The 20138-nt window shown below is 68.8% G+C and carries 16 protein-coding genes; 13 read left to right on the plus strand and 3 right to left on the minus strand.

Annotated features, from left to right (window positions below):
* Window positions 1-11: 11 nt before the first annotated feature.
* From L3V85_RS01960 to L3V85_RS02010, 11 genes are read left to right on the plus strand one after another with little or no spacing between them, the layout of a single operon-like run.
* Window positions 12-875, plus strand: a complete 864-nt coding sequence (locus L3V85_RS01960) for a type VI secretion system accessory protein TagJ (RefSeq protein ID WP_237677754.1) — start codon at window positions 12-14, stop codon at window positions 873-875.
* Window positions 872-1420 (plus strand): type VI secretion system baseplate subunit TssE, encoded by a 549-nt coding sequence (tssE, locus tag L3V85_RS01965; protein ID WP_237677755.1) that lies wholly within the window; start codon window positions 872-874, stop codon window positions 1418-1420. Before L3V85_RS01960 ends, tssE begins: the two co-directional genes overlap by 4 nt.
* Window positions 1421-3292, plus strand: coding sequence for a type VI secretion system baseplate subunit TssF (gene tssF, locus L3V85_RS01970; protein ID WP_237677756.1), 1872 nt, complete (start codon window positions 1421-1423; stop codon window positions 3290-3292).
* Window positions 3289-4464: a type VI secretion system baseplate subunit TssG gene (gene tssG / locus L3V85_RS01975; protein WP_237677757.1), complete on the plus strand. Its 1176-nt coding sequence runs from the start codon at window positions 3289-3291 to the stop codon at window positions 4462-4464. The genes tssF and tssG overlap by 4 nt, the downstream gene beginning before the upstream one ends.
* Complete coding sequence (gene tssH / locus L3V85_RS01980) at window positions 4461-7181, plus strand: type VI secretion system ATPase TssH (RefSeq protein ID WP_237677758.1); 2721 nt, start codon at window positions 4461-4463, stop codon at window positions 7179-7181. Before tssG ends, tssH begins: the two co-directional genes overlap by 4 nt.
* 32 nt (window positions 7182-7213) lie before the next feature.
* On the plus strand, window positions 7214-9580 hold the full coding sequence (locus tag L3V85_RS01985) for a type VI secretion system Vgr family protein (RefSeq protein WP_237677759.1): 2367 nt from the start codon (window positions 7214-7216) through the stop codon (window positions 9578-9580).
* 7 nt (window positions 9581-9587) lie between these two features.
* Window positions 9588-9983 (plus strand): hypothetical protein, encoded by a 396-nt coding sequence (locus L3V85_RS01990; RefSeq protein ID WP_237677760.1) that lies wholly within the window; start codon window positions 9588-9590, stop codon window positions 9981-9983.
* Entirely contained in the window at window positions 9980-12583 is a 2604-nt protein-coding gene (locus L3V85_RS01995; protein WP_237677761.1) for a DUF2169 family type VI secretion system accessory protein, read from the plus strand. Before L3V85_RS01990 ends, L3V85_RS01995 begins: the two co-directional genes overlap by 4 nt.
* Entirely contained in the window at window positions 12580-13650 is a 1071-nt protein-coding gene (locus tag L3V85_RS02000; protein ID WP_237677762.1) for a pentapeptide repeat-containing protein, read from the plus strand. The genes L3V85_RS01995 and L3V85_RS02000 overlap by 4 nt, the downstream gene beginning before the upstream one ends.
* A gap of 35 nt (window positions 13651-13685) precedes the next feature.
* Complete coding sequence (locus L3V85_RS02005) at window positions 13686-14351, plus strand: DUF3540 domain-containing protein (protein ID WP_237677763.1); 666 nt, start codon at window positions 13686-13688, stop codon at window positions 14349-14351.
* A 17-nt stretch (window positions 14352-14368) separates the two neighbouring features.
* Complete coding sequence (locus tag L3V85_RS02010) at window positions 14369-14749, plus strand: DUF4150 domain-containing protein (RefSeq protein WP_237677764.1); 381 nt, start codon at window positions 14369-14371, stop codon at window positions 14747-14749.
* Window positions 14750-14771: 22 nt separating this feature from the next.
* On the opposite strand, the gene L3V85_RS02015 is transcribed toward L3V85_RS02010, so the two are convergent.
* From L3V85_RS02015 to L3V85_RS02025, 3 genes are all read right to left on the minus strand, one after another.
* On the minus strand, window positions 14772-15551 hold the full coding sequence (locus L3V85_RS02015; protein WP_237677765.1) for a PP2C family protein-serine/threonine phosphatase: 780 nt from the start codon (window positions 15549-15551) through the stop codon (window positions 14772-14774).
* 34 nt (window positions 15552-15585) lie between these two features.
* Window positions 15586-17472 (minus strand): type VI secretion system-associated FHA domain protein TagH, encoded by a 1887-nt coding sequence (tagH, locus tag L3V85_RS02020; protein ID WP_237677766.1) that lies wholly within the window; start codon window positions 17470-17472, stop codon window positions 15586-15588.
* Between the two features lie 64 nt (window positions 17473-17536).
* Complete coding sequence (locus tag L3V85_RS02025) at window positions 17537-17947, minus strand: TssQ family T6SS-associated lipoprotein (protein WP_295174133.1); 411 nt, start codon at window positions 17945-17947, stop codon at window positions 17537-17539.
* A gap of 129 nt (window positions 17948-18076) precedes the next feature.
* On the opposite strand from L3V85_RS02025, the gene tssJ reads away from it, so the two are divergent.
* Together tssJ and tssK are read left to right on the plus strand one after the other, a co-directional pair.
* Window positions 18077-18592, plus strand: a complete 516-nt coding sequence (gene tssJ, locus L3V85_RS02030) for a type VI secretion system lipoprotein TssJ (protein WP_237677768.1) — start codon at window positions 18077-18079, stop codon at window positions 18590-18592.
* Between the two features lie 163 nt (window positions 18593-18755).
* Window positions 18756-20135: a type VI secretion system baseplate subunit TssK gene (gene tssK / locus L3V85_RS02035; RefSeq protein WP_237677769.1), complete on the plus strand. Its 1380-nt coding sequence runs from the start codon at window positions 18756-18758 to the stop codon at window positions 20133-20135.
* Window positions 20136-20138 lie beyond the last annotated feature (3 nt).

Here is a 20138-nt window from a genome sequence, read left to right on the forward strand (position 1 = left end):
GAGGACACTTCATGGGCGATGGGTTTGCAGTGCTTGGCGAACGCTCCGTGGCCGAGCACACCGAATGGGTACAGCGGCAGATCCGCGCCAATCCCCAGAACGCCAGCCTGAGGCTCGCCCTGTGCCACTTTCTCGCGCTGCGCGGTGAGTGGCAACGGGCCGAAGACCAGCTCAAGCTCGCGACCAAGCTCGATCCCACGTTCACGCCCGCCAGCGTCACCTGCTCGATGGCGCTCGCTGGGGAGCGCCATCGCGCCGAATTCTGGGCCGGCGGACGCGCGCCGGCCATCGTCGGCGGCAACGCGGAATGGGTCGAGCAGCTCGTTGCCGCCGCCGCGCTGCCAGCCGGCCGTGCCGAAGAAGCCGCGGCGCTGCGCGAGACCGCGCGGCAGGCGGCGCCCGCATTACGCGGAGCGCTCACCGGCGTAGACCGCTCCGACGCACGCGCAGTGCAGGCGCTCGACGGCGAGCCGGTGCAGCGCAGCGACTTCGAATGGCTCTGCGACGGCGATGTGCGCATCGGCCCGGTGCTGGAGCTGCTTACTCCTTCGGGCTACGCATGGCTGCCGTTGCCGGAAGTGCGCCGCATCAAGTTCTCGCGCCCCCAGCATCTGGTCGACCTGCTGTGGGCGCCCGCCGAGATCGAGCTGCACGACGGCCGCGCACTCAACGGGCTGGTGCCCGTGCGCTACCCGGGCAGCCTCGAAGGACTCGACGACGAAACCACGCTGGGCCGCCGCACCGACTGGCTGCCGCTGCCTGGCGAAGAACAATATGCGGGCGTCGGCCAGCGCACGCTGATCAGCGAGGCTGGCAACCATTCGCTGCTCGACCTGCGGCTGATCGAGATCACGCCCGAGGGCGCCGCCGCATGAGCGCCTTGATAGACCGCCACATCGACGGAGATTCGCAGCAGGAAAGCGTCGCGCGCGACCGCCTGCAGCCCGTGCTGCTCGACCGCCTCACCGACAAGGCGCCGCAGAGCCGGCAGGAGCGCGCGGGCGCGTTTCTCATGAGCGGCAAGCTGCTGCGCGACTCGGTGCTGCGCGACCTGCAGTGGCTGCTGAACACCACCAACTTCGGCGCCGACCACGGCATCAACGCCATGCCGCGCGCGCGCCGCTCGGTGGTGAACTACGGCGTGCGCGGCTGGGCCGGCGGGCGCATGTCGGAAGTCGACTTCGCCGACGTCGAGGCCGCCATCCGCGCCGCCATCATCGACTTCGAGCCGCGCATCATGAAGGACAGCATCGACGTGCGCTGCGTGACCGACGCGACCGACCTGGAGCACCACAACCTGCTCGCGCTCGAGATCCGCGGCACGCTGTGGTCGGTGCCCTACCCGATCGAATTCATCCTGCGTTCCGAACTGGACCTGGAGAGCGGGCACATGGTGCTGCGGCCCACGGGAGGCCTCTGAATGGATGCGCGGCTGCTCGATTACTACAACCGCGAATTGACCTATATGCACGAGCTCGGAGCCGAGTTCGCGCAGCGCTATCCCAAGATCGCGGGCCGCCTCGGCATGCGCGGCATCGAGGTCAGCGACCCGTATGTCGAGCGCCTGCTCGAAGGCTTCAGCTTTCTCACCGCGCGCATCCAGCTCAAGATGGACGCGGAGTTTCCGCGCTTCTCGCAGCGGTTGCTCGAGGTGGTGTACCCCAACTTTCTCGCGCCGCTGCCCGCGATGGCGGTGGTGCAGATCGACGGCAACCTCAACGAAGGTTCGCTGAAGGCCGGCTACGAGCTGCCGCGCCACACCATCCTGCGCGGCCGCATGATCAAGGGCGAGCAGACGGCCTGCGAGTTCCGCACCGGCCACGCCGTCACGCTGTGGCCCGTGCGCATTGCCGACGCCGGCATCGGCCCGGTGCCGGCGGAAATCGCGCATGCCATGCCGGCGGTCGCGCGGCAGGCCAAGAGCGCGCTCACCATCCGGATCGAAGCGGTGGGCGGTGCGCGCTTTTCGGAAATGCCGATCGAGCGGCTCGAGTTCTTCCTGTCGGGCGCCGAGCTGCATGCGCTGCGCGTGCTCGAACTGGTGGCGCACCATGCCGTGGGCACCGTGTGCCGCAGCGGCCCCGGCGGCAACGCGCGCATCGTGCCGCTCGGCGACGATGCCATTCGTCACGAAGGCTTTTCGCCCGACCAGGCACTGCTGCCTTACGACGCGCGTTCGTTCCAGGGCTACCGCCTGCTGCACGAGTACTTCGCCTTCCCTGATCGCTACCTGTTCTTCAGCGTCAACAAGCTGCGCGCGGCGGCGCAGGCCATGAGCGGCAGCACGATGGAGATCGTGATCCTGCTCGACCGCGCCGATGCCGACCTCGAGCGGCTGGTCGATGCCAAGCACTTTTCGCTGTTCTGCACGCCCATCATCAACCTCGTGCCGCGCCGCAGCGACCGCATCCCGGTCGGTCCGGGTCAGCACGAGCACCATGCGGTGATCGACCGCACGCGGCCGCGCGACTTCGAAATATTCACCGTCGAGCGTGTCACCGGCCACATGGCCAATGGCTCGGAAGAGCGCGAGTTCCGTCCCTTCCTCGGGTCGTTCGCGGCCGACGACGGCGACTTCGGCGCCTACTTCTCGCTGCGCCGCGAGCCGCGCCTGGTGTCGGACCGTGCCCGCGCGCAAGGCACGCGCACCAGCTACACCGGCAGCGAGGTGTACGTGTCGTTGGTCGACCAGCACGATGCGCCGTTTCCGCACAGCCTGCGCCACATCACGCTCGACGCGCTGTGCACCAACCGCGATTTGCCGCTGCTCTTGCCGACCGGGCTCGAATCCGATTTCACGCTGCGCGTTTCGGCGCCGGTGCGGTCTATCCGCATCCTGCGCGGCCCCTCACGGCCCTATCCCGCGCTGGCCGAGGGCGCGCTGACGTGGCGGCTCATCAGCCACCTCGGCCTCAACTACCTGAGCCTGACCGACGTCGATGCGGCGCAGGGCGCGGCCGCGCTGCGCGAGATGCTCGACCTCTACGGCAACCTGGCCGATCCTTCGGTGCGCCGGCAGATCCAGGGCGTGCGGTCGATGGCGCTCGCGCCGGTGTTCCGCCGCCTGCCCGAGCCCGGGCCGATCGTGTTCGGGCGCGGCGTGGAGATTGCGCTGAAGATCGACGAGGTCGCGTTCTCCGGCGCGAGCCCGTACCTCTTCGGCGCCGTGCTGGAGCAGTTCTTCAGCCGCCACGTGTCGCTCAACGCATTCACCGAATTCGCGCTGTCCAGCCTGCAGCGCGGAGAAATCGCGCGCTGGACTCCCCGCGTGGGACGCCGCCCCGCCGTATGAGCGAAGAAGGCTTCACCGACGACATGGCGGCCCTGCCGGTCAGCGACGGCGAGGCTGAACAGGACAACGCGGCCGACGTCTGCTACAGCATCCCGCAGTCGCTGCAGGCCACGCCGTTGCCGCGCGGCCTGCCCGAGGCCGACCCCGAACTCTGGGCGCAACTGCTCGACCAGCCTTTCGGGCACGACCTGTTCATGCTGCTGCGCCGGCTCGATGCGCGAAGCGACCATCCGCTGCTCGGCCGCGCGCCGCGCCCCGTCGACGAGCCGCTGCGGCTGGGGCAGGAGCCCTCGATGGCCTTCGCGCCGTCGAACGTGGCGGGCGTCGATGCGTCGCAGGACGGGCCGCCGCGCATCTCGATCTACGGCTTCGGCCTGTTCGGTCCCAACGGCCCGCTGCCGCTGCACATGACCGAGTACGCGCGCGAGCGCAAGCGCCACCATGCCGACGACACGCTGAGCGCATTCGCCGACCTGTTCCATCACCGGCTCATCCTGCTGTTCTACCGGGCCTGGGCCGATGCGCAGTCGGTCAACAGCCTGGACCGCCCCGACGGCCATCGTTTCGTCGACTACGTTGCCAGCCTCATGAACATGGGGCAGCCGGGCCTCAAGGGGCGCGACCGCATCGCCGACCATGCGCGCACCTTCATGGCCGGCCACCTCGTGCGCCAGACGCGCAACCCCGAGGGATTGATACAGATCCTGCGGCTCTACTTCGACGTGCCGGTGCGCATCGAGGAGTTCGTGAGCGACTGGGTGCGCATCGACGAGCGCCAGCTCAGCACGCTCGGCTTCTCCGGCCGCAACCACCAGCTGGGCGGCGGCGCCACCGTCGGCATTGCGGTGCGCGATGCGCAGAGCAAGTTCCGCGTCGAGCTTGGTCCGCTGTCGCAACAGGAGTTCCAGGAACTGCTGCCGGGCAGCAAGCGGCTGCGGCAGGTGGTCGACTGGGTGCGGCAATACGTGGGCATCGAGTTCGCGTGGGAGCTGCGGCTCGTGCTGCGCAAGCAGGACGCCCATGGCATGCAGCTCGGCGCCGGGCAGCAGCTCGGCTGGGGCAGCTGGCTCGGCACGCGCCTGGCCGACACCGACGCCGGCGACATGGTGTTCCAGCCCGAGGCTTTGTTTTCCCGTTCCGCATCTGCGGCTTCCGCCAACTCAAGTTCATGACAGACATCCGACGCGTCTCGCTTTTCTCCAAGCTCAACCCGATGCTCTACAAGGCATTGGAAACCGCCACCGCCTTCGCCAAGCTGCGCGGCAATGCCTATGTGGAGCTGGTGCACTGGCTGCACCAGATCCTGCAGCTGCAGGACAGCGACATGCTGCGCATCATCAAGCGCGCCGGCCTGAACCTCGACGCGGTAGAGAACGACCTGGTGCGCGCGCTCGACCGGCTGCCGCACGGCGCCACCTCGATCAGCGACATCTCCGAGCATGTGGACAACGCCGTGGAGCGCGCCTGGGTGTATGCCAGCCTGCGCTTCGAGGCCACTTCGATCCGTGGTGCCTACCTGCTCGCGGGCATCATCAAGACGCCGGGGCTGCGGCAGGTGCTGTCGGGCATTTCGCGCGAGTTCGACAAGATCGTGCCCGACGTGCTGGTGGCGCAGCTCGCGGCCTGGACCGAAGGCTCGCCCGAGGACGACCATGACGTGGCCGCCGCGCCGGGCGTGCCAGCCGTCGCGTCGGCGAATGCGCACCAGGGCGATGGCGCGCCGGCCGGCGGCTCCGCGCTGGCCAAGTACGCGAGCGACCTCACGGCCAAGGCGCGCGCGGGCGAACTCGATCCGGTGTACGGCCGCGACGACGAAATCCGCCAGATCATCGACATCCTCATGCGGCGCCGCCAGAACAACCCGCTGCTGACCGGCGAGGCCGGCGTCGGCAAGACGGCGGTGGTCGAGGGCCTGGCCTCGCGCCTTGCCGCGGGCGACGTGCCGCCTTCGCTGAAGGACGTGTCGCTGTGGGTGCTCGACCCCACGCTGCTGCAGGCCGGCGCGGGCGTGAAGGGCGAGTTCGAGCAGCGGCTGCGGCAGGTGATCGACGAGGTCGAGAAGAGCCCGAAGCCCATCGTGCTGTTCGTCGATGAAGTGCACACGCTGGTGGGCGCGGGCGGTACGGCAGGCACGGGCGACGCGGCCAACCTGCTCAAGCCGGCGCTCGCGCGCGGACGGCTGCGCACCATCGGCGCGACCACCTGGTCGGAGTACAAGAAATACATCGAGAAAGACCCGGCGCTCACGCGGCGCTTCCAGACCATCCAGGTGCACGAGCCCACCGAGCCGAAGGCGGTGGTGATGCTGCGCGGCATCTCGGCGGAGCTGGAGAAGCACCACGGCGTGCTCATCCTCGACGCCGCGCTCGAGGCGGCAGTGAGCCTGTCGCACCGCTACATTCCAGCGCGCCAGCTGCCCGACAAGGCCGTGAGCCTGCTCGACACCGCCTGTGCACGGGTGGCCCTGAGCCAGCATGCGCTGCCCGCCGCCATCGAAGACCTGCAACGCCGCATCGAGGTGCTGGGCATCGAGTCGGGCATCGCCGGGCGTGAGGCCGCCATCGGCGTGGGTGAACATCAACGCGTGGAAGACATCGCCGCCCAGGTGGCAGAGGCACAGGCGGAGCTCGAACTGCTGGAAACGCGGCGCGTGGAAGAAAGCGCGCTGGTCGAGCGCATCGTGGCGCTGCGCAAGCAGCTCTCGCCGGCAGCGGTGCCTCAGGCAGGGGCTGACGACGATGCAAAGAGCCAGGATGCGCAGGCATCGGATACCGATCCCGCGAAGACCGCGGAAGAGATTCGCGCCGAACTCGCCCAGGCGCAAGACAGGCTCGTGCAGCTGCAAGGCGAGTCGCCGCTCATCCTCGCGGCCGTCGACGCGCAGGCCATCGCCACCGTGGTGGCCGACTGGACCGGCATTCCCATCGGCCGCATGGTGCGCGACGATGCGCAGTCGGTGCTCAAGCTCGGCGAGATCCTCTCGGCCCGCGTGGTCGCGCAGCCCGATGCGCTGGAGACCATCTCGCGGCGCATCCGCACGGCCCGTGCGCGGCTGGACAACCCCAACAAGCCCGTCGGCGTGTTCCTGCTGTGCGGCCCCTCCGGCGTGGGCAAGACAGAGACAGCGCTCGCGCTGTCGGAGGCGCTGTACGGCGGCGAGCAGAACCTCGTCACCATCAACATGAGCGAGTTCCAGGAGTCGCACACCGTCTCCACGCTCAAGGGCGCGCCGCCCGGCTACGTGGGTTACGGCGAAGGCGGCGTGCTCACCGAAGCCGTGCGCCGCAGGCCCTACAGCGTGGTGCTGCTCGACGAGATCGAGAAGGCGCACACCGACGTGCACGAGATCTTCTTCCAGGTCTTCGACAAGGGCTGGATGGAAGACGGCGAAGGCCGCCACATCGACTTTCGCAACACCGTGATCATCATGACCTCCAACGTCGGCACCGACCTGGTCATGCAGCTGTGCGAGGACCCGGACCTGCGGCCAGACCCCGAGCCGCTCGCCAATGCGCTGCGCGAGCCGCTGCTCAAAGTGTTCGCGCCCGCGCTGCTCGGTCGGCTGGTCGTGGTGCCCTACTACCCGCTGCATGCGCAGGCACTGCACCGCATCATCCGGCTGCAGCTGGACCGCATCGCCGCGCGCCTGGCGGCCAACCACGGCATTACATTGGTTTACGACGACAGCGCGGTCGAACTGGTCGCGCGCCGCTGTACTGCCATAGAGTCGGGTGGCCGGATGATCGACGCGATCCTCACGCACACGATCCTTCCGCGCCTGAGCGAGGAAGTCATCGGCGCCACGGTCAGTGCGCGCAAGCTCGCCGGCGTGCGGCTGAGCGCGGAAGGAGACGACTTCCACTACGAATTTTCCGAAGCCGAACGCTGAGAGCGCAAGGCGGGCCAAGAAAGGGAGCAGCCATGGACCGTATCGTCATCGCCCACACCCCGCTCGCGGAAGACCAGCTCATGTTCCGTTCGATGAACGGCACCGAAGGTCTTTCGCGACTCTTCGATTTCGAGGTCGACCTGCTGAGCCCGAGCGCCGCGATCGACCTGCAGTCGGTGCTGGGCAAGCCGCTCTCGCTGGAAATCAAGACGGCCGGCGCGCCGCGCTTTCTCAGCGGGCAGGTGGTGCGCTTCTCGATGATCGGCCGCGAAGGGCGCACCTCGCGCCACACCGTCTATCGCGCCAGCGTGCGCCCCTCGCTCTGGTATCTCACGCGCACGAGCGGCTTTCGCATCTTCCAAAACAAGACCGTGGTCGAGATGCTCGAGGAGGTGTTCGCCGACTACGACTTCGCCTTCGAGAAGAAGCTCACCGCTTCCTACCGCCAGTGGGAGCACTGCGCGCAGTACAACGAGAGCGACTTCGCGTTCGTGAGCCGGCTCATGGAGCTCGAAGGCATCTACTACTACTTCAAGCACGAGCAGAACGAGCACACGCTCGTGCTGGCAGACGACATCGGCGCGCACGAGCCGATGCCGGGCTACGAGACCATCGACTATTTCGCCTCCGACCGCGAAGTGACCGAGGACATCGAGGTGATAGACGAATGGCGCGTGACAGGCGAGGTGCGCACCGGCCGCTACACGGTGGACGACTTCAACTTCACGACGCCGGGCAGCGACCTGACCAACGTGCGCTCCCAGCCGCAGCCGCACGACCATGCCGACTACGAAATGTACGAATGGCTGGGCGAGTACACCAACGCCGGCGAAGGCGAGCACTACGCGCGCGTGCGGCTCGAGGAGGCGCAGGCCCTGGGCGAACGCAGCGAGGGCCATGCCACGGTGCGCGGCATGGCGCCGGGCTACAAGTTCACCATGCGCGGCTCGGCCCGCGAGGAGGACAACCGCGAGTACCTGATCGTCTCGGTGGCCTACGCGCTGCGCGAGGGCGGCTACGCCAGCGGCGTCGAGCAGGGCGAGTACGGCTTCGGCTTCGTGGCGCAGCCCACCTCGCTGCCGTACCGCGCGCCCCGCGTCACCAGCGTTCCGCGCACCAGCGGCCCGCAGACCGCCGTGGTGGTGGGCCCCGAGGGCAAGGAGATCTGGACCGACCAGTACGGCCGCGTGAAGGTGCAGTTCCGCTGGGACCGCAGCGGCCGGCGCAACGAGAATTGCTCGTGCTTCGTGCGCGTGTCGCAGGTCTTCGCGGGCGACGGCTTCGGCGCGGTGTTCACGCCGCGCATCGGGCAGGAGGTGATCGTCGACTTCATCGGCGGCCTTGCCGACCGGCCGATCATCACCGGGCGCGTGTACAACCCGCGCCACATGCCGCCCTTCGACCTGCCGGGCGAGGACACCAAGAGCGGTCTCGTCACGCGCTCCACGCCGGGCGGCTCGCCGGCCACGGCGAACTCGCTGGTGTTCGAGGACCGGATCGGCGCCGAGTTCGTGGCGCTGCATGCCGAGCGCAACCTGAACGTGTCGGTCGAGGCCGACGAGACGCACGACACCGGGGGCTCCCGCACCACGGTGATCGAGGGCCCCGACGTGCTCACCGACAACACGCTGCGCGACGCGACCGTCAACGGCCCCGACACGCTGGAGGTCAACGGGCCGCAGACCATCACCATCAACGGGCCGCAGACGCAGACCGTCAACGGCCTGCAGACCGAGACCATCAACGGCCCGCGCGTGGACACCGTGACCGCCAACGAGATCCGCACGGTGGTCGCGGGCCGGCTCGACACGGTCACCGCGTACGAGACCGTCGTCATCAACGGCGTGCGCAGCGAGACGGTGCATGGGCCGTCGACGGTCACGGTCGACGACGCGCGCCAGGACACCTTCAAGTCGAGTTGGACTCGCGAGGTGACGGGGGCGTCCACCGACACGCTCAAGTCCGGCCTGACCGAGACCATCACCGGCACCCACAAATCCACCGTGAGCGACGCCTACGACGGCGAGGCCAAGACCGTGACCATCAAGGCCACGGGCGGCGACGTGGTCATCACAGCCTCCGGCGACATGACGCTGGAGGCCAACTGGGTCAAGAAGATCAGCCGCGACCTGCACTGGGACTCCGCGCCGGTGCGCCTGACCAACACCGGCGTCAACGTCAACTTCAACGGCATCGCCACCAGCAGCAGCGGCCTGGCCAACTTCAACAACCTCCTGCAGGTCTCGACCAACGGCGCGCGGCTGGAGTTCTTCGGCTTCGGCTATGCCTTCGGCCTCTACGCGACCACGCAGACGCTCGCGCAGACCGGCAACAAGGGCTACGACATCGAGATGGGCGAAGTGGCGCTGTACTTCAAGCTGCTGACGGGCTTCGCCTGATGCCTCCATGACCGCCGGCGACTACTGGTACCTGTTCATCCTCATCCCGGCCGTGGTGCTGGCGGTGTTCGTCGGCGGCGCGGTCGGCATCATGAAGCTGCAGCGCATGTCCAACGACGCGGTGTCGGGCGCCGGGCGCAGCCAGCACGTGCTGCGCGTCGGCCTGCCGACCACCGCCAAGGTATTGGACGCGACCGACACCGGCACGCGCATCGACCGCATCTACGTCATCGCGCGCCTGCGGCTGCAGGTGGATGCGGCGGGCGCGGTGCCGGGCTTCGAGACGACCATCGACGTGCCGCTGACCCCCGTCAAGCTGCCGCAGTTCGCGCCGGGGCAGACGGTCAGGGTCAAGGTCGATCCCGCAACGCGCCACGTCGCCATCGATCAGCCGCGCCAATGAAGATCGTCAAGCCCTTCCGACTGAGCGTGCTGACGCGGCCGCAGCGCTGGCGCGGCAACGACATGCTCGGTGTGGCGGTGCTGGCGCTGGCGAGCCTGGAAGACGAACCCAGGCTGATGCCCGAGCAGGAGCTCTGGCAGGCGGCGGCCGAGGACATCGGCCCGGGCAACATCCTCGACCTGGGCATGCCCAAGCACGAGCCCGAGTGGCTCGCCAGCGGCCATGCCTATACCGCCCACCAGGCCGACAAGACGATGTGCGCGGTGAAGATGGCCGTGGCGGGCAGCGAGAAGCGCCTGCACGTGTCGGGCGACCGCTACTGGCTCGACGGCCGCATCACGCCGCCCCAGCCCTTCGACAGCATGCCGCTCGACTGGGCGCATGCGTACGGCGGCGCGTCGGTGCCGCAGAACCCGCAGGGCATCGGCAGCGTCGACGAGCTCGTCAACGGCGTGCGCACGCGCCGGCTGCCGAACGTGGAGTCGCCCGACGCCCGCATGTCGGCGCCCGGGCGCGCCGTGCGGCCCGCGAGCCTGGGCGCGATCCCGCCCGACTGGCCGCAGCGCGCGCAGTTGCTCGGCAGCTCCTATGGCCAGCAATGGCTGCAGACGCAGTACCCCGGTCCCGCCGATGACATGGACTGGCGCTACTTCAACGCCGCGCCGCCCGAGCAGCGCTGGCCCGGCATGCAGGAACTGCCCGCCGGCGCGCCCTACGAGATCTGGAACATGCACCCGGACGAGCCGGTGCTGCAAGGCGCGCTGCCGCGCTGGCGCACGCGCTGCTTCGCGAGCTGGCAGGCCGACGGCAGCGAGCTGCGGGAAACGCCGCTGCGCCTGAGCACCGCGTGGTTCTTTCCGCATCGCCGGCGCGTGATCCTGATCTGGCACGGCAGCTTCGCGATTGCGGAAGACGACGCCGCCGACATGAAGCACATCATGCCGGCGCTCGAACTCGAGAACGAGCCGCGGCCGCACGCGCACTACCAGTCGGTGCTGCGGCTGCGGCTGGACCCGAAGTCCGCCGTCCATGCGGTGCGCGACAGCGACCTCGTGCCCAAGGCCGTCATGGGCGCCTGGGCGGGCGACCGGCTGCCGGACGCTTCCACCAAGCCGTCGGTGCGCAACCAGCGTGCCGGCCAGCTGCGCGCGCACGAACACGAGCGCGCCCGGCTGTTGGGCGAGGGGCTCGACCCCGACAAGCTGCTGCCGCAGCCGGTGAAGATCGAAGGCTCCTTCACGCTCGACGACCTGCCCGAGTACAGCGAGCGCATGGAAGCGGAGATCGCCCGCACGCGCGAGGACCTCAAGACGCGCACCGAGCAGGCCGTCGCCGCGTCGCGGCACGACGGCAGCTCGCCGCCCGGGGCGCCGCAGCGCAACCGCTTCGATCCCGACAAGGTGATCGCCGAACTCGCGCAGCTCGAGGCGTTCGGCGAACAGGCGCGACTGCTCCCGCCCGAAGCGCAGGCCGGTGCCCGGGCGGAAGCCGCGCAGGCGCGCGAACGCATGGCCGCGCAGATCCGCCAGGGGCACCTGTACACCGCGCACCTGCTCGACGCCGCGCCGCCCGCGTCGAGCTTTCGCACTGCCAAGCTGCGGCGCCGCCTGGGCCGCGCCGAAGCCGGCCAGCGCAACTTCGCGCGCATGAACCTGATCGGCGCCGACCTGTCGGACATGGACCTGAGCGGCGCCGACTTCACCGGCGCCAACCTCGAGGACGCCAACCTGCAGGGCGCGCGGCTCGCGGGCTGCAACTTTACGCAGGCGGTGCTGGCGCGCGCGCGGCTGGAGCGCGCGGTGCTTGCCGACTGCCGCTTCGACCACGCCAACCTGGGCGCGGCCCTGTGCGACGGCGCCGACTTCAGCCGCGCCAGCCTGCGCCATGCGAACTGCAGCAAGACCGTCTTCCGCGCCTGCGCCATGGGCTCGGCTGTGTTCGAGGCGACCCATGTGCACGAGAGCGTCTGGCAGCGGTGCGACCTGCGGCAGTCCCGCTGGCTGCAGGTAGCCATGATCAAGATGCGCTTCGAGGACGTGTCGTTCGAGGAAGCGTCGTTCCGCCAAATGGGCTGGATCGAGTGCGCGCTGGTTGGCGTGTCGTTCGCGCGCGCCACGCTCGAGGGCTGCGGCTTCACCAGGTTGGCCGGAAACGAAGGGCTGGACTTCACCGGCGCCACGCTGGTTTCGAGCAGCTTCGGGTACCACAGCTCGCTGGCCGGCGCGGTGCTGCGCGACGCGGTGCTCAGGCACTGCGGCCTGCGCGGCGTGACGCTGGCCGGGGCCGACCTGCGCGGCGTGCGGCTCGAAGGCTGCGACTTCTCCGGCTGCGACCTGCGCGGCGCGAAGCTAGATCGGCTGGTTGGCGGAGAGAGCCTCTTCATCCGCACCGACTTCACCGGCGCCTCGCTGGCGGGGGCGGATTTCATCGACAGCAACCTGTCGAAGTCCGACCTGCGGCTGGCCGACCTGCACGACGCCAACCTGTTCCGCGCCGACGTGTCGCAAGCCTTCATCGACGGCACGACACGCCTGGACGGCGCCTATACCCACCATGCCAAGGTGCTGCCCGCCCGGCGCGCCGGACCCGACGATCGATGACGCGCGACGAGTTGCTGGACAAGATCCGCCATGGAGAGACCTTGACGAACGTGGACTGCAAGGGCTGGGACTTGAGCGGGCTCGACCTGTCGGGCGGGGTGTTCGAGCGCGTGGACTTCAGCGGCGCGCTCCTCGCGCAAGCCAGCCTGGAGGACGCCACCCTGTCGCACTGCGCGTTCGCGCAGGCGGACCTTCGCCATGCGCGCCTCAAGGACGCGCGGTTCTTTCGCAGCCGGCTCGAAGGCGCGCGGATCGATCATGCCTTCGTGCAGGACGCCGCGTTCATGGAGTGCGCGCTCGACGGCGCGGCCTTCGACGAGGCGCACCTGGAGCGCGTGTCCTTCTTCAAGTGCCGCATGCAGGGCACCCGGTTGCGCACGCGCCGGCTCGACCGCGTGACCTTCGGCGAATGCGCGATCGACGGGCTGGACTGCACCGGAGCCTCGCTCGTGTTCGCGACCTTCCTGCGCGCGGACCTGCGCGGCGTGACGTTTGCCGGCGCGCGTTGCGAGAGCACGACCTTCATGGAATGCGACCTGCGCGGGATGCGCTTCGCGGCGCAGGAACTGGTGCTGTGCCAGTTCACCGACAGCCGGATGGACGAGGCGGACTTCAGCGACGCCGTGCTGACGCAGAGCAACTTCAAGGGCGCGTCGCTGAAGGCGGCGCGTTTCGCGGGCGCGAATGCCTGCGCCACGCTGTTTCCGCAGGCGCAGCTGGCGGGCGCGGTGTTCACGGGCGGGCGCTTCGACCAGTCGATCTGGGCCGATGCGAAGGCCGAGGGCGCGGATTTCAGCGATGCGTCCCTCGCGCTGAGCGTGTGGCACCGCGCGCACTGCGGCGGCGCGGCCTTCGCGCGCGCCGCGCTGCAGGACGCCGACTTCTCCTATGCCGACCTGACGCGGGCGGACCTTCGGGGCGCGCAGTTCCTGCGCACGCGCATGCACCGCGCGCTGCAGGAGGGGGCGCATTTCTCGGGGCGCGGCGGTCTCATCGAACAGGACGCGGAACTGCACAAGGCGCAGGCCTGGTCCGACACGCGCGGCGGCCGGCAGGCCCCGGGATGAGCAATGCAAGGAATGAAAGAAAGGAAGAAAACGCCATGAACGCAATGAACGTCATCGCACTTCATGCGGAGCCGGCCTCCCGCGCGCAGCCGGGGGAGCCGGTCCACTTCATCGGCCGCCTGGCCGGCTTTCGCGCCGACGGCCGCATCCTCGTGGAGGACGAGGCCGGCGCCACCTGGACCTGCCGCCGAGCGGCCAGCTGCCTGCTCGCGCCCTGTGCCGGCGACACCGTGATGCTCAGCGGCCCCGACCGATCGCGCGTCTACCTGATCGCGGTGATCGAGCAGGCCGACCCGTCGGCCAGCCGCATCGAGACCAGCGGCGACCTTACGCTGGCCACCACGCGCGGCGGCAACGTGTCGATAGAGAGCGAGGCCGACCTGAGCCTGCATGGCGCCGCCACGCTGCGGATGCGGGCCGACAGCGCCGAGGCGCGCTTCGCCCGCTCGCGCCTGACCAGCGAAACCGCCGACGCGACGATCGGCCATCTGCGGCTGGTGGGCAAGGTGTTCGAGAGCGTGGCCGACCGCGTGGTGCAGATGGCGCGCAATGCGCTGCGGCTGGTGGACGAGACCGACCGCGCGCGCGTGGGCCATCTCGACCAGGAGGCCTCGGGCTCGGTGCGCCTGCACGGGCAGCACACGGTGGTGACCGGCCAGGAACTGGTGAAGGTCGACGCCGCGCAGATTCACATGGGTTGAAGACGAAGGAGGCCCGAATGTTCGGAAACTGCCAGCTCATGGGCATGGACTTCGCGATTCCCGATGTCTGCAGGACGCCCGTTCCTTTTCCATTCCCGAACTTCGGCATGGGCTTCATGGCCATCCCGAACGCCTGGAACATCCTGTACATGGGCATGCCGGCCCACAACATGGCGACCTTCATCCCGATCACGCTGGGCGATCAGCCCGGCGCGCTCGGCGGCATGATCTCGCAGACCTTCATGCAGCAGGCACGCCACATCACCGGCGCCTTCACGATGCTGCTCAAGGGAACGCCGGCCACGCGCATGACCAGCATCACCACGCAGAACCGGTGCAACATCGTCGGCCTGCGGCTGGTGCCGAGCCAGTTCAAGGTGCTGATACTGGCGCCCTGAACGCCGCCGGCGGCGTCCGGGGTCAGGGCGCCTTGGCCGCGGCGGCCCCGGCCAGCGTCACCTGCTGCGGAAACCCCACCCACACCGCCAGCGCCGAGTAGTTGTCCTGCGTTTCGTCCGCCTTGGCTTCTGCCGCGCGGCGCAGCAGCGCGAGCCATTCTTCGGCGCTGTCGGCCAGCTGCAATGAACGTTCCATCACCTGCTGCGAGATCAGCTGCCAGAGCCCATCGGTGCACAGCAGGAACGCGTCGCCGTCGGCCAGACGCTGTGTCGTGGTGATGGTGGCCTCGGCCGTGGCGCGCGCGCCGAGCGCGCGATACAGCAGGTTGGTCTTCACCAGGCGCTCGCCGCCGTTGTGCTGGCTCGCGGCCGCATCGCCCGAGCGTTCGGACAGGCTGTGGTCTTCGGTGCGCTGCATCAGCGCGCCGCGTCGGAACCAGTAGAGACGGCTGTCGCCCACGTGCGCCCAGCAGGCCTGGTTGCTGCCGCGGTCGAGGAACAGCGACACGAAGGTCGCGCTCATGCGGCTCTGGTCGGCGAGCTCGCGCTGCTTCGCGAGGATGGCGTCGTTGGCCGCCTTCACGCAGCGCTGGATGTTGTCGGCGGCCAGCGACGGGGCGTCGACGAAGCTGTCGAGCGCGGTGTCGACCGCGATGCGCGAGGCCAGCTCGCCGCCCGCGTTGCCACCCACGCCGTCGCTCACCACGAAGCAGCCGTTGCGTTCGTCGAGGTGGTAGCCGATGGCGTCCTGGTTGCCGCTGCGCTCACCCACGCAGGAGAACTGCGAAGTAGAAATGGGCACGGCGAAGGAAGAGGATGAAGAAGAACGGGCGGCTTCAGGCACGGCGCGCCTCCTTCAGTCGTTCCATTTCCTTGTCGTAGGCCTGCTGGAAGGCGCGGCCGAAGACGGCCTGGAAGTCGTCTTCGACGGCCGCGGTCGTTTCGGTATGCAGCTGTTGCAGCTCGCGCCACAGGCGGGCCTCGCGGCCGCCGGGCAGCAGCTTCTCGCCGATGCCGCCGTCGTGCGGCGTGTTGCTGCTCAGCGCCGCGGGGTCGAAGCGCTGCAGCAGCGTGAGCAGCGCGGCGCGCATGCCGGCGACCATGCCGAGCTGGTGCGACTGCAGGTCGCCCAGCGCGTCGTGCACGGCGGCTTCGGGCGGCAGGAAGCCGGGCATGCGTGCGCCGAACATCTGCATCAGCACGGCGCGGCCGTTGGGCAGGATCTTGAACGGGTTGTTCTCCTCGTCCACGATCATCGTGATCTCGGCGCGCACCTCGCGCTTGAGCATGGCGCGCGAGGACAGCAGCTCGATGGTGCCGTCGGTGAAGGCCCGCATGATGCGGCCCAGGCGTTGCATGGCCTCGATGTCGAGCGGCTGCTGGCCGGCGATCTCGGGCACGCCCGCGCCTTCGAGGAAGGCCTTGAAGAGGGCTTCCGATGAGGAGTCGGTGGTCGATGTAGCGGGCGACGGCGATGGCGACGGCGAGGTGGCGACCACTGCCGGGGCGACCGGCACGGCGGCGACGACCGGTGGTGGCGCCGGAGGTGGAGGGGGTGGAGGAGGGGGCGGTTCCTCGATCTTCTCCACGGCGACGACTGGTGCCGGCGCAAGCGGAGGTGGTGGCACCGGCACTGGCGCCGCCGGCAACGGCGGACGGAACTGCGCCGTCACTTCTCGCGCATGGTTCGAATGGCTGTATCCCGGCACTGCCGGCTTGTTGTTCTGCAGCAGGTCGAGCGCGGGATGCACGTCGCCGGGAAGCCCGGCGTCGTGCTGCGTGAGCGCGGTGGGGCGCGGGTCGGACAGCGGCGAGTGCGCACTGTCGTCGGCCGCGAAGAAGGAAAGCGGATCGACTCCGCGCTTGAGCGCGATGTCGGACATGTCGTGGGCCGACTGCGGGTTCATTTCCGCGAGCGGGTCGACCGGGTTCCGGCGCGCCTGCGACGGCAGCTCGAAGGGTTCGTGCGCCATCGGGTCGGGCATCGGCGCGGGCGTGCTGTCGATGCGACGCGGCGCGTTCGCGAGGATGGCGTCCCAGTCTTCGGCGGAGGGAATCTGCGATGAGGCCGGAATGGCCTTTGGCGGTGCCTGCGCGGGCATGGGCGGCGGCGGCGGGGCCGGCACATGCACTTGAACGGGAGGCACAGCAGGAGGCGGCGATTGCACCGGCGCACGCGGCACTGGCGGCGGCATCGCCACGGTGGGCTGCGTATCGCCGATGGGCAGCGTGCCCTCGCCGAACAGGTCGGAGAACACGTCGGCGCCCGAGGAGGCCGGCAGCAAGGCGTCGATGGGCGCGGACGATACCGGCGCTTGTGTGAACGGCTGCGGTGCCGGCATCGAAGGAGCCTGAAGCGGTGGTGCTTGTGGCGGTGGTGGCGCGACAACCACCGCTGGCGCGGCGCGCAATGCGCTCGCGGCCTCCAGCACGTAGCTGCCTATCTCCACGCGGTCGCCGTCGGCCACGCGCGCTTCCTGCTCATGCACCAGCGTGCGTCCGTTGACGCTGATGGGCAGCACCGCGCTCATGTTGCGAAGCACCGCCGCGCCGTCTTCGTCGAAACGCACGGTGGCTTGCAGGCGCGATATCTGTCGCTGTTCGTCGGGCAGCACCAGGTGGTTGTCGGGGCTGCGCCCGATGGTTCCCCCGGGTGCGGCCAGCAGCGCCGAGGGGCCCGTGGCCACCGGCTTGCCGGCATGTTCGATCACCGTCCAACGCATGGCATCTCCATGTTCGTGTGGCGCCCGCGCGAGGCGCATCGGGCGCAGGGACCGGCGTGGCCGGTCAACGCTTCATTCGCTTCGCGGCTTCGAAGGCCGGGCCCCACACGGGGTGCTTGCGCTCGGCCACGCTGAGATCGAAGCTCGGGAATGCGTCGAGGATCTTGCGGAACTGCGCGCGGCACTCGGGCACCTGGTTGGCCACGCAGTAGCTGAAGGCCTCGAGCTTCATCGCGTCGAGGCGCGTGGCGGGCTCCGCGCCTTCGAACACCGACACGCCTCCGCTCCTGAGCGTGCTGATGGCCTTGGCGTAGTCGCCTTCGTCATAGGCCTGTTGCGCGCGCTCGAGGGTCGTGCGCGCAACCTGCTGGCTCAGGCGCTCGGGTTGCGGTGCGGGATCGGGCGGCGGTGTCGGGGTCGTGCAACCGGCGATCACGCAAAGAGTGAATGCCAGAGCAGGCAGACATGACTTCAATCTTCTCTCCTACTTTGCGAAAGCAATGTTTGAGGCAGTGTGCCGCAGTGTTGCGACAACAACGCAGTGCGCATCGCTGATGCGCATGACTTCGATAATATAGGCCGCGAACCAGCCAGGGAGTTCTCAATGCATCGACGAAGCTTGCTGCAAGGCGCACTTGCAACCACACCGTTGCTCGCGGGCCTCGGTGGTTGCGCATCGACAGCCAAGTCCTTGCCCACGCCCTATGCCGTCACCGTGCGCATCGATGATGGCGTGAACCCCGACGGACGCGGCCAGGCCGCCCCGATCCTGGTGAAGGTCTTCGAACTGAAATCTTCCGGTAACTTCGAGACAGCAGACTACTTTGCACTGCAGGATCGCGATCGCGAGGCGCTGGCAGCGGAACTCGTGAACGCCGACCAGGCCATCATGCGCAGCGGCGACGAGCGCGTCTTCAAGCGCGAGGCGGGTCTCGACTCGCGCGCCATCGGCATCATCGCGGGTTATCGCAAGCTGGAAGCCGCGCGCTGGCGCATCGTGCTGCCGCTCAAGGAGCCAAAGCAAACAAACCTGTACAAAGTTTGGCAGTTCTCGCCGAGCGAGCAGGCCGTGCAGGTCGTGGTGCGCAAGAGTGGCCTCGAGGTGCTACCAAGTCGTTAATTCTCTGTACTCCCTAGTACGAAAGTGCGAGGAATACGCACTCGAAAAGCGGTGCAAATCGTAAGACGCGCCGTGTAGCATCGGAACGAAAAAAATTCGATCGATGGGAGGTCGCCAATGCATGCGCCTTCCGCTTTCCCGTGAGCACTCCCCAGGAGGTTCTTTGGTGACAGTTCGCAATCAGGGCGCTGGAAGAAACGGCGTTCATCCGCAGGCGTTGGCGAATAGGGTGGTGTGGTCAGAGGGCATGTACCTGAGGCCGCAGCATTTCCAGCAGCTCGAGCGTTACGTCGAGCAATACGTGACACGCCGCACTGCAGGCCTGCAAGGCGCTTATTGGGGATGGCTGCATCTCGAGATAGACCGCGACGCGTACGCGCTCGGCCGTGTGTCTCTGCTCGGCGGCGCGGGCGTGCTGCCCGACGGCACGCCGTTTTCCTTCGGCGCCGAAGATGCGCCGCTGCCTTATGAGGTACCCAACGACCTGACCGATGAACTCATCGTGCTCGCACTGCCGCTGCGCAGGCCCGGCAGCGAAGAAGTCATCTTTGCGGAAGACGAAGGCTCGGCAGCGCGCTTCGGCGTGATCGAGCGCGAGGTGAACGACGGCAACGCCGTCGCGCTGGGCCCTGCGGTGCTGCAGCTCGCCGCACCGCGCCTGCGCCTTGCGCGCGCGTCTTCGCTCACCGCCGAATGGCAGGCCATCGGCGCGGTGCGCGTGATCGAGCGCCGCACCGACCACAAGCTGGTGGTCGATGCCAACTACATTCCGCCGGTGCTCGATGCTTCCGCGCACACCATGCTGCGCAGCATGATCGCGGAGCTGCACGGCCTGCTCACGCAGCGCTCCGAGGCACTGGCCTCGCGGCTGTCGCAGCCGGGGCGCGGCGGCGTGAGCGAGGTGTCCGACTTCCTGCTGCTGGAGCTGGTCAATCGCTATCTCGCGCTCACCTGGCATGCGCAGCAGGCGGTGCAGGTGCACCCCGAGCAGCTCTTCACCGACTGGCTCAAGCTGGCCTGCCACCTGGCCACGCACACCTCGCCCACGCGGCGCCCGGTGCTGTGGCCGGTGTACGACCACGACAACCTCAACGAAAGCATTCGTCCGCTGATGGAAGAGCTGCGGCGCTCGCTGTCGGCCGTGCTCGAACAGAGCGCGATCGCGATCGAGCTCGAGGAGCGCAGCCACGGCGTGCGCGTGGGCCGCATGCCCGACCCGGTGCTGGTGCGCAATGCGGGCTTCGTGCTCGCGGTGCATGCCGACCTGCCGGCCGACGCCATCCAGCAGCGCTTCCCCACGCAGGTGAAGATCGGCTCGGTCGAGCGCATCCGCGACCTCGTGCAGCTGCAGCTGCCGGGCGTGACCGTGCGCCCGCTGCCGGTGGCGCCCAGGCAGATTCCGTACAACGCGGGCTACCACTATTTCGAACTCGACAAGAGCGGCGACATGTGGCGCCAACTCGAGAAATCGGGCGGCGTGGCGATGCACCTGGCCGGTGACTTTCCCGGGCTGGCCATGGAGTTCTGGGCCATCCGTCCGTGAGGG

Source organism: Variovorax paradoxus (genome assembly GCF_022009635.1).
Taxonomy (GTDB): domain Bacteria; phylum Pseudomonadota; class Gammaproteobacteria; order Burkholderiales; family Burkholderiaceae_C; genus Variovorax.

Excerpts from the sequence above, each read along its gene's own strand:
- tagH (WP_237677766.1), bottom strand. The coding sequence starts at position 17,472 with ATGCGTTGGACGGTGATCGAACATGCCGGCAAGCCGGTGGCCACGGGC.
- L3V85_RS01995 (WP_237677761.1), top strand. The coding sequence starts at position 9,980 with ATGAAGATCGTCAAGCCCTTCCGACTGAGCGTGCTGACGCGGCCGCAG.
- tssJ (WP_237677768.1), top strand. The coding sequence starts at position 18,077 with ATGCATCGACGAAGCTTGCTGCAAGGCGCACTTGCAACCACACCGTTG.
- tssF (WP_237677756.1), top strand. The coding sequence starts at position 1,421 with ATGGATGCGCGGCTGCTCGATTACTACAACCGCGAATTGACCTATATG.
- L3V85_RS01960 (WP_237677754.1), top strand. The coding sequence starts at position 12 with ATGGGCGATGGGTTTGCAGTGCTTGGCGAACGCTCCGTGGCCGAGCAC.
- L3V85_RS01990 (WP_237677760.1), top strand. The coding sequence starts at position 9,588 with ATGACCGCCGGCGACTACTGGTACCTGTTCATCCTCATCCCGGCCGTG.
- tssG (WP_237677757.1), top strand. The coding sequence starts at position 3,289 with ATGAGCGAAGAAGGCTTCACCGACGACATGGCGGCCCTGCCGGTCAGC.
- L3V85_RS02005 (WP_237677763.1), top strand. The coding sequence starts at position 13,686 with ATGAACGCAATGAACGTCATCGCACTTCATGCGGAGCCGGCCTCCCGC.
- tssH (WP_237677758.1), top strand. The coding sequence starts at position 4,461 with ATGACAGACATCCGACGCGTCTCGCTTTTCTCCAAGCTCAACCCGATG.
- L3V85_RS02000 (WP_237677762.1), top strand. The coding sequence starts at position 12,580 with ATGACGCGCGACGAGTTGCTGGACAAGATCCGCCATGGAGAGACCTTG.
- tssE (WP_237677755.1), top strand. The coding sequence starts at position 872 with ATGAGCGCCTTGATAGACCGCCACATCGACGGAGATTCGCAGCAGGAA.
- L3V85_RS01985 (WP_237677759.1), top strand. The coding sequence starts at position 7,214 with ATGGACCGTATCGTCATCGCCCACACCCCGCTCGCGGAAGACCAGCTC.
- L3V85_RS02010 (WP_237677764.1), top strand. The coding sequence starts at position 14,369 with ATGTTCGGAAACTGCCAGCTCATGGGCATGGACTTCGCGATTCCCGAT.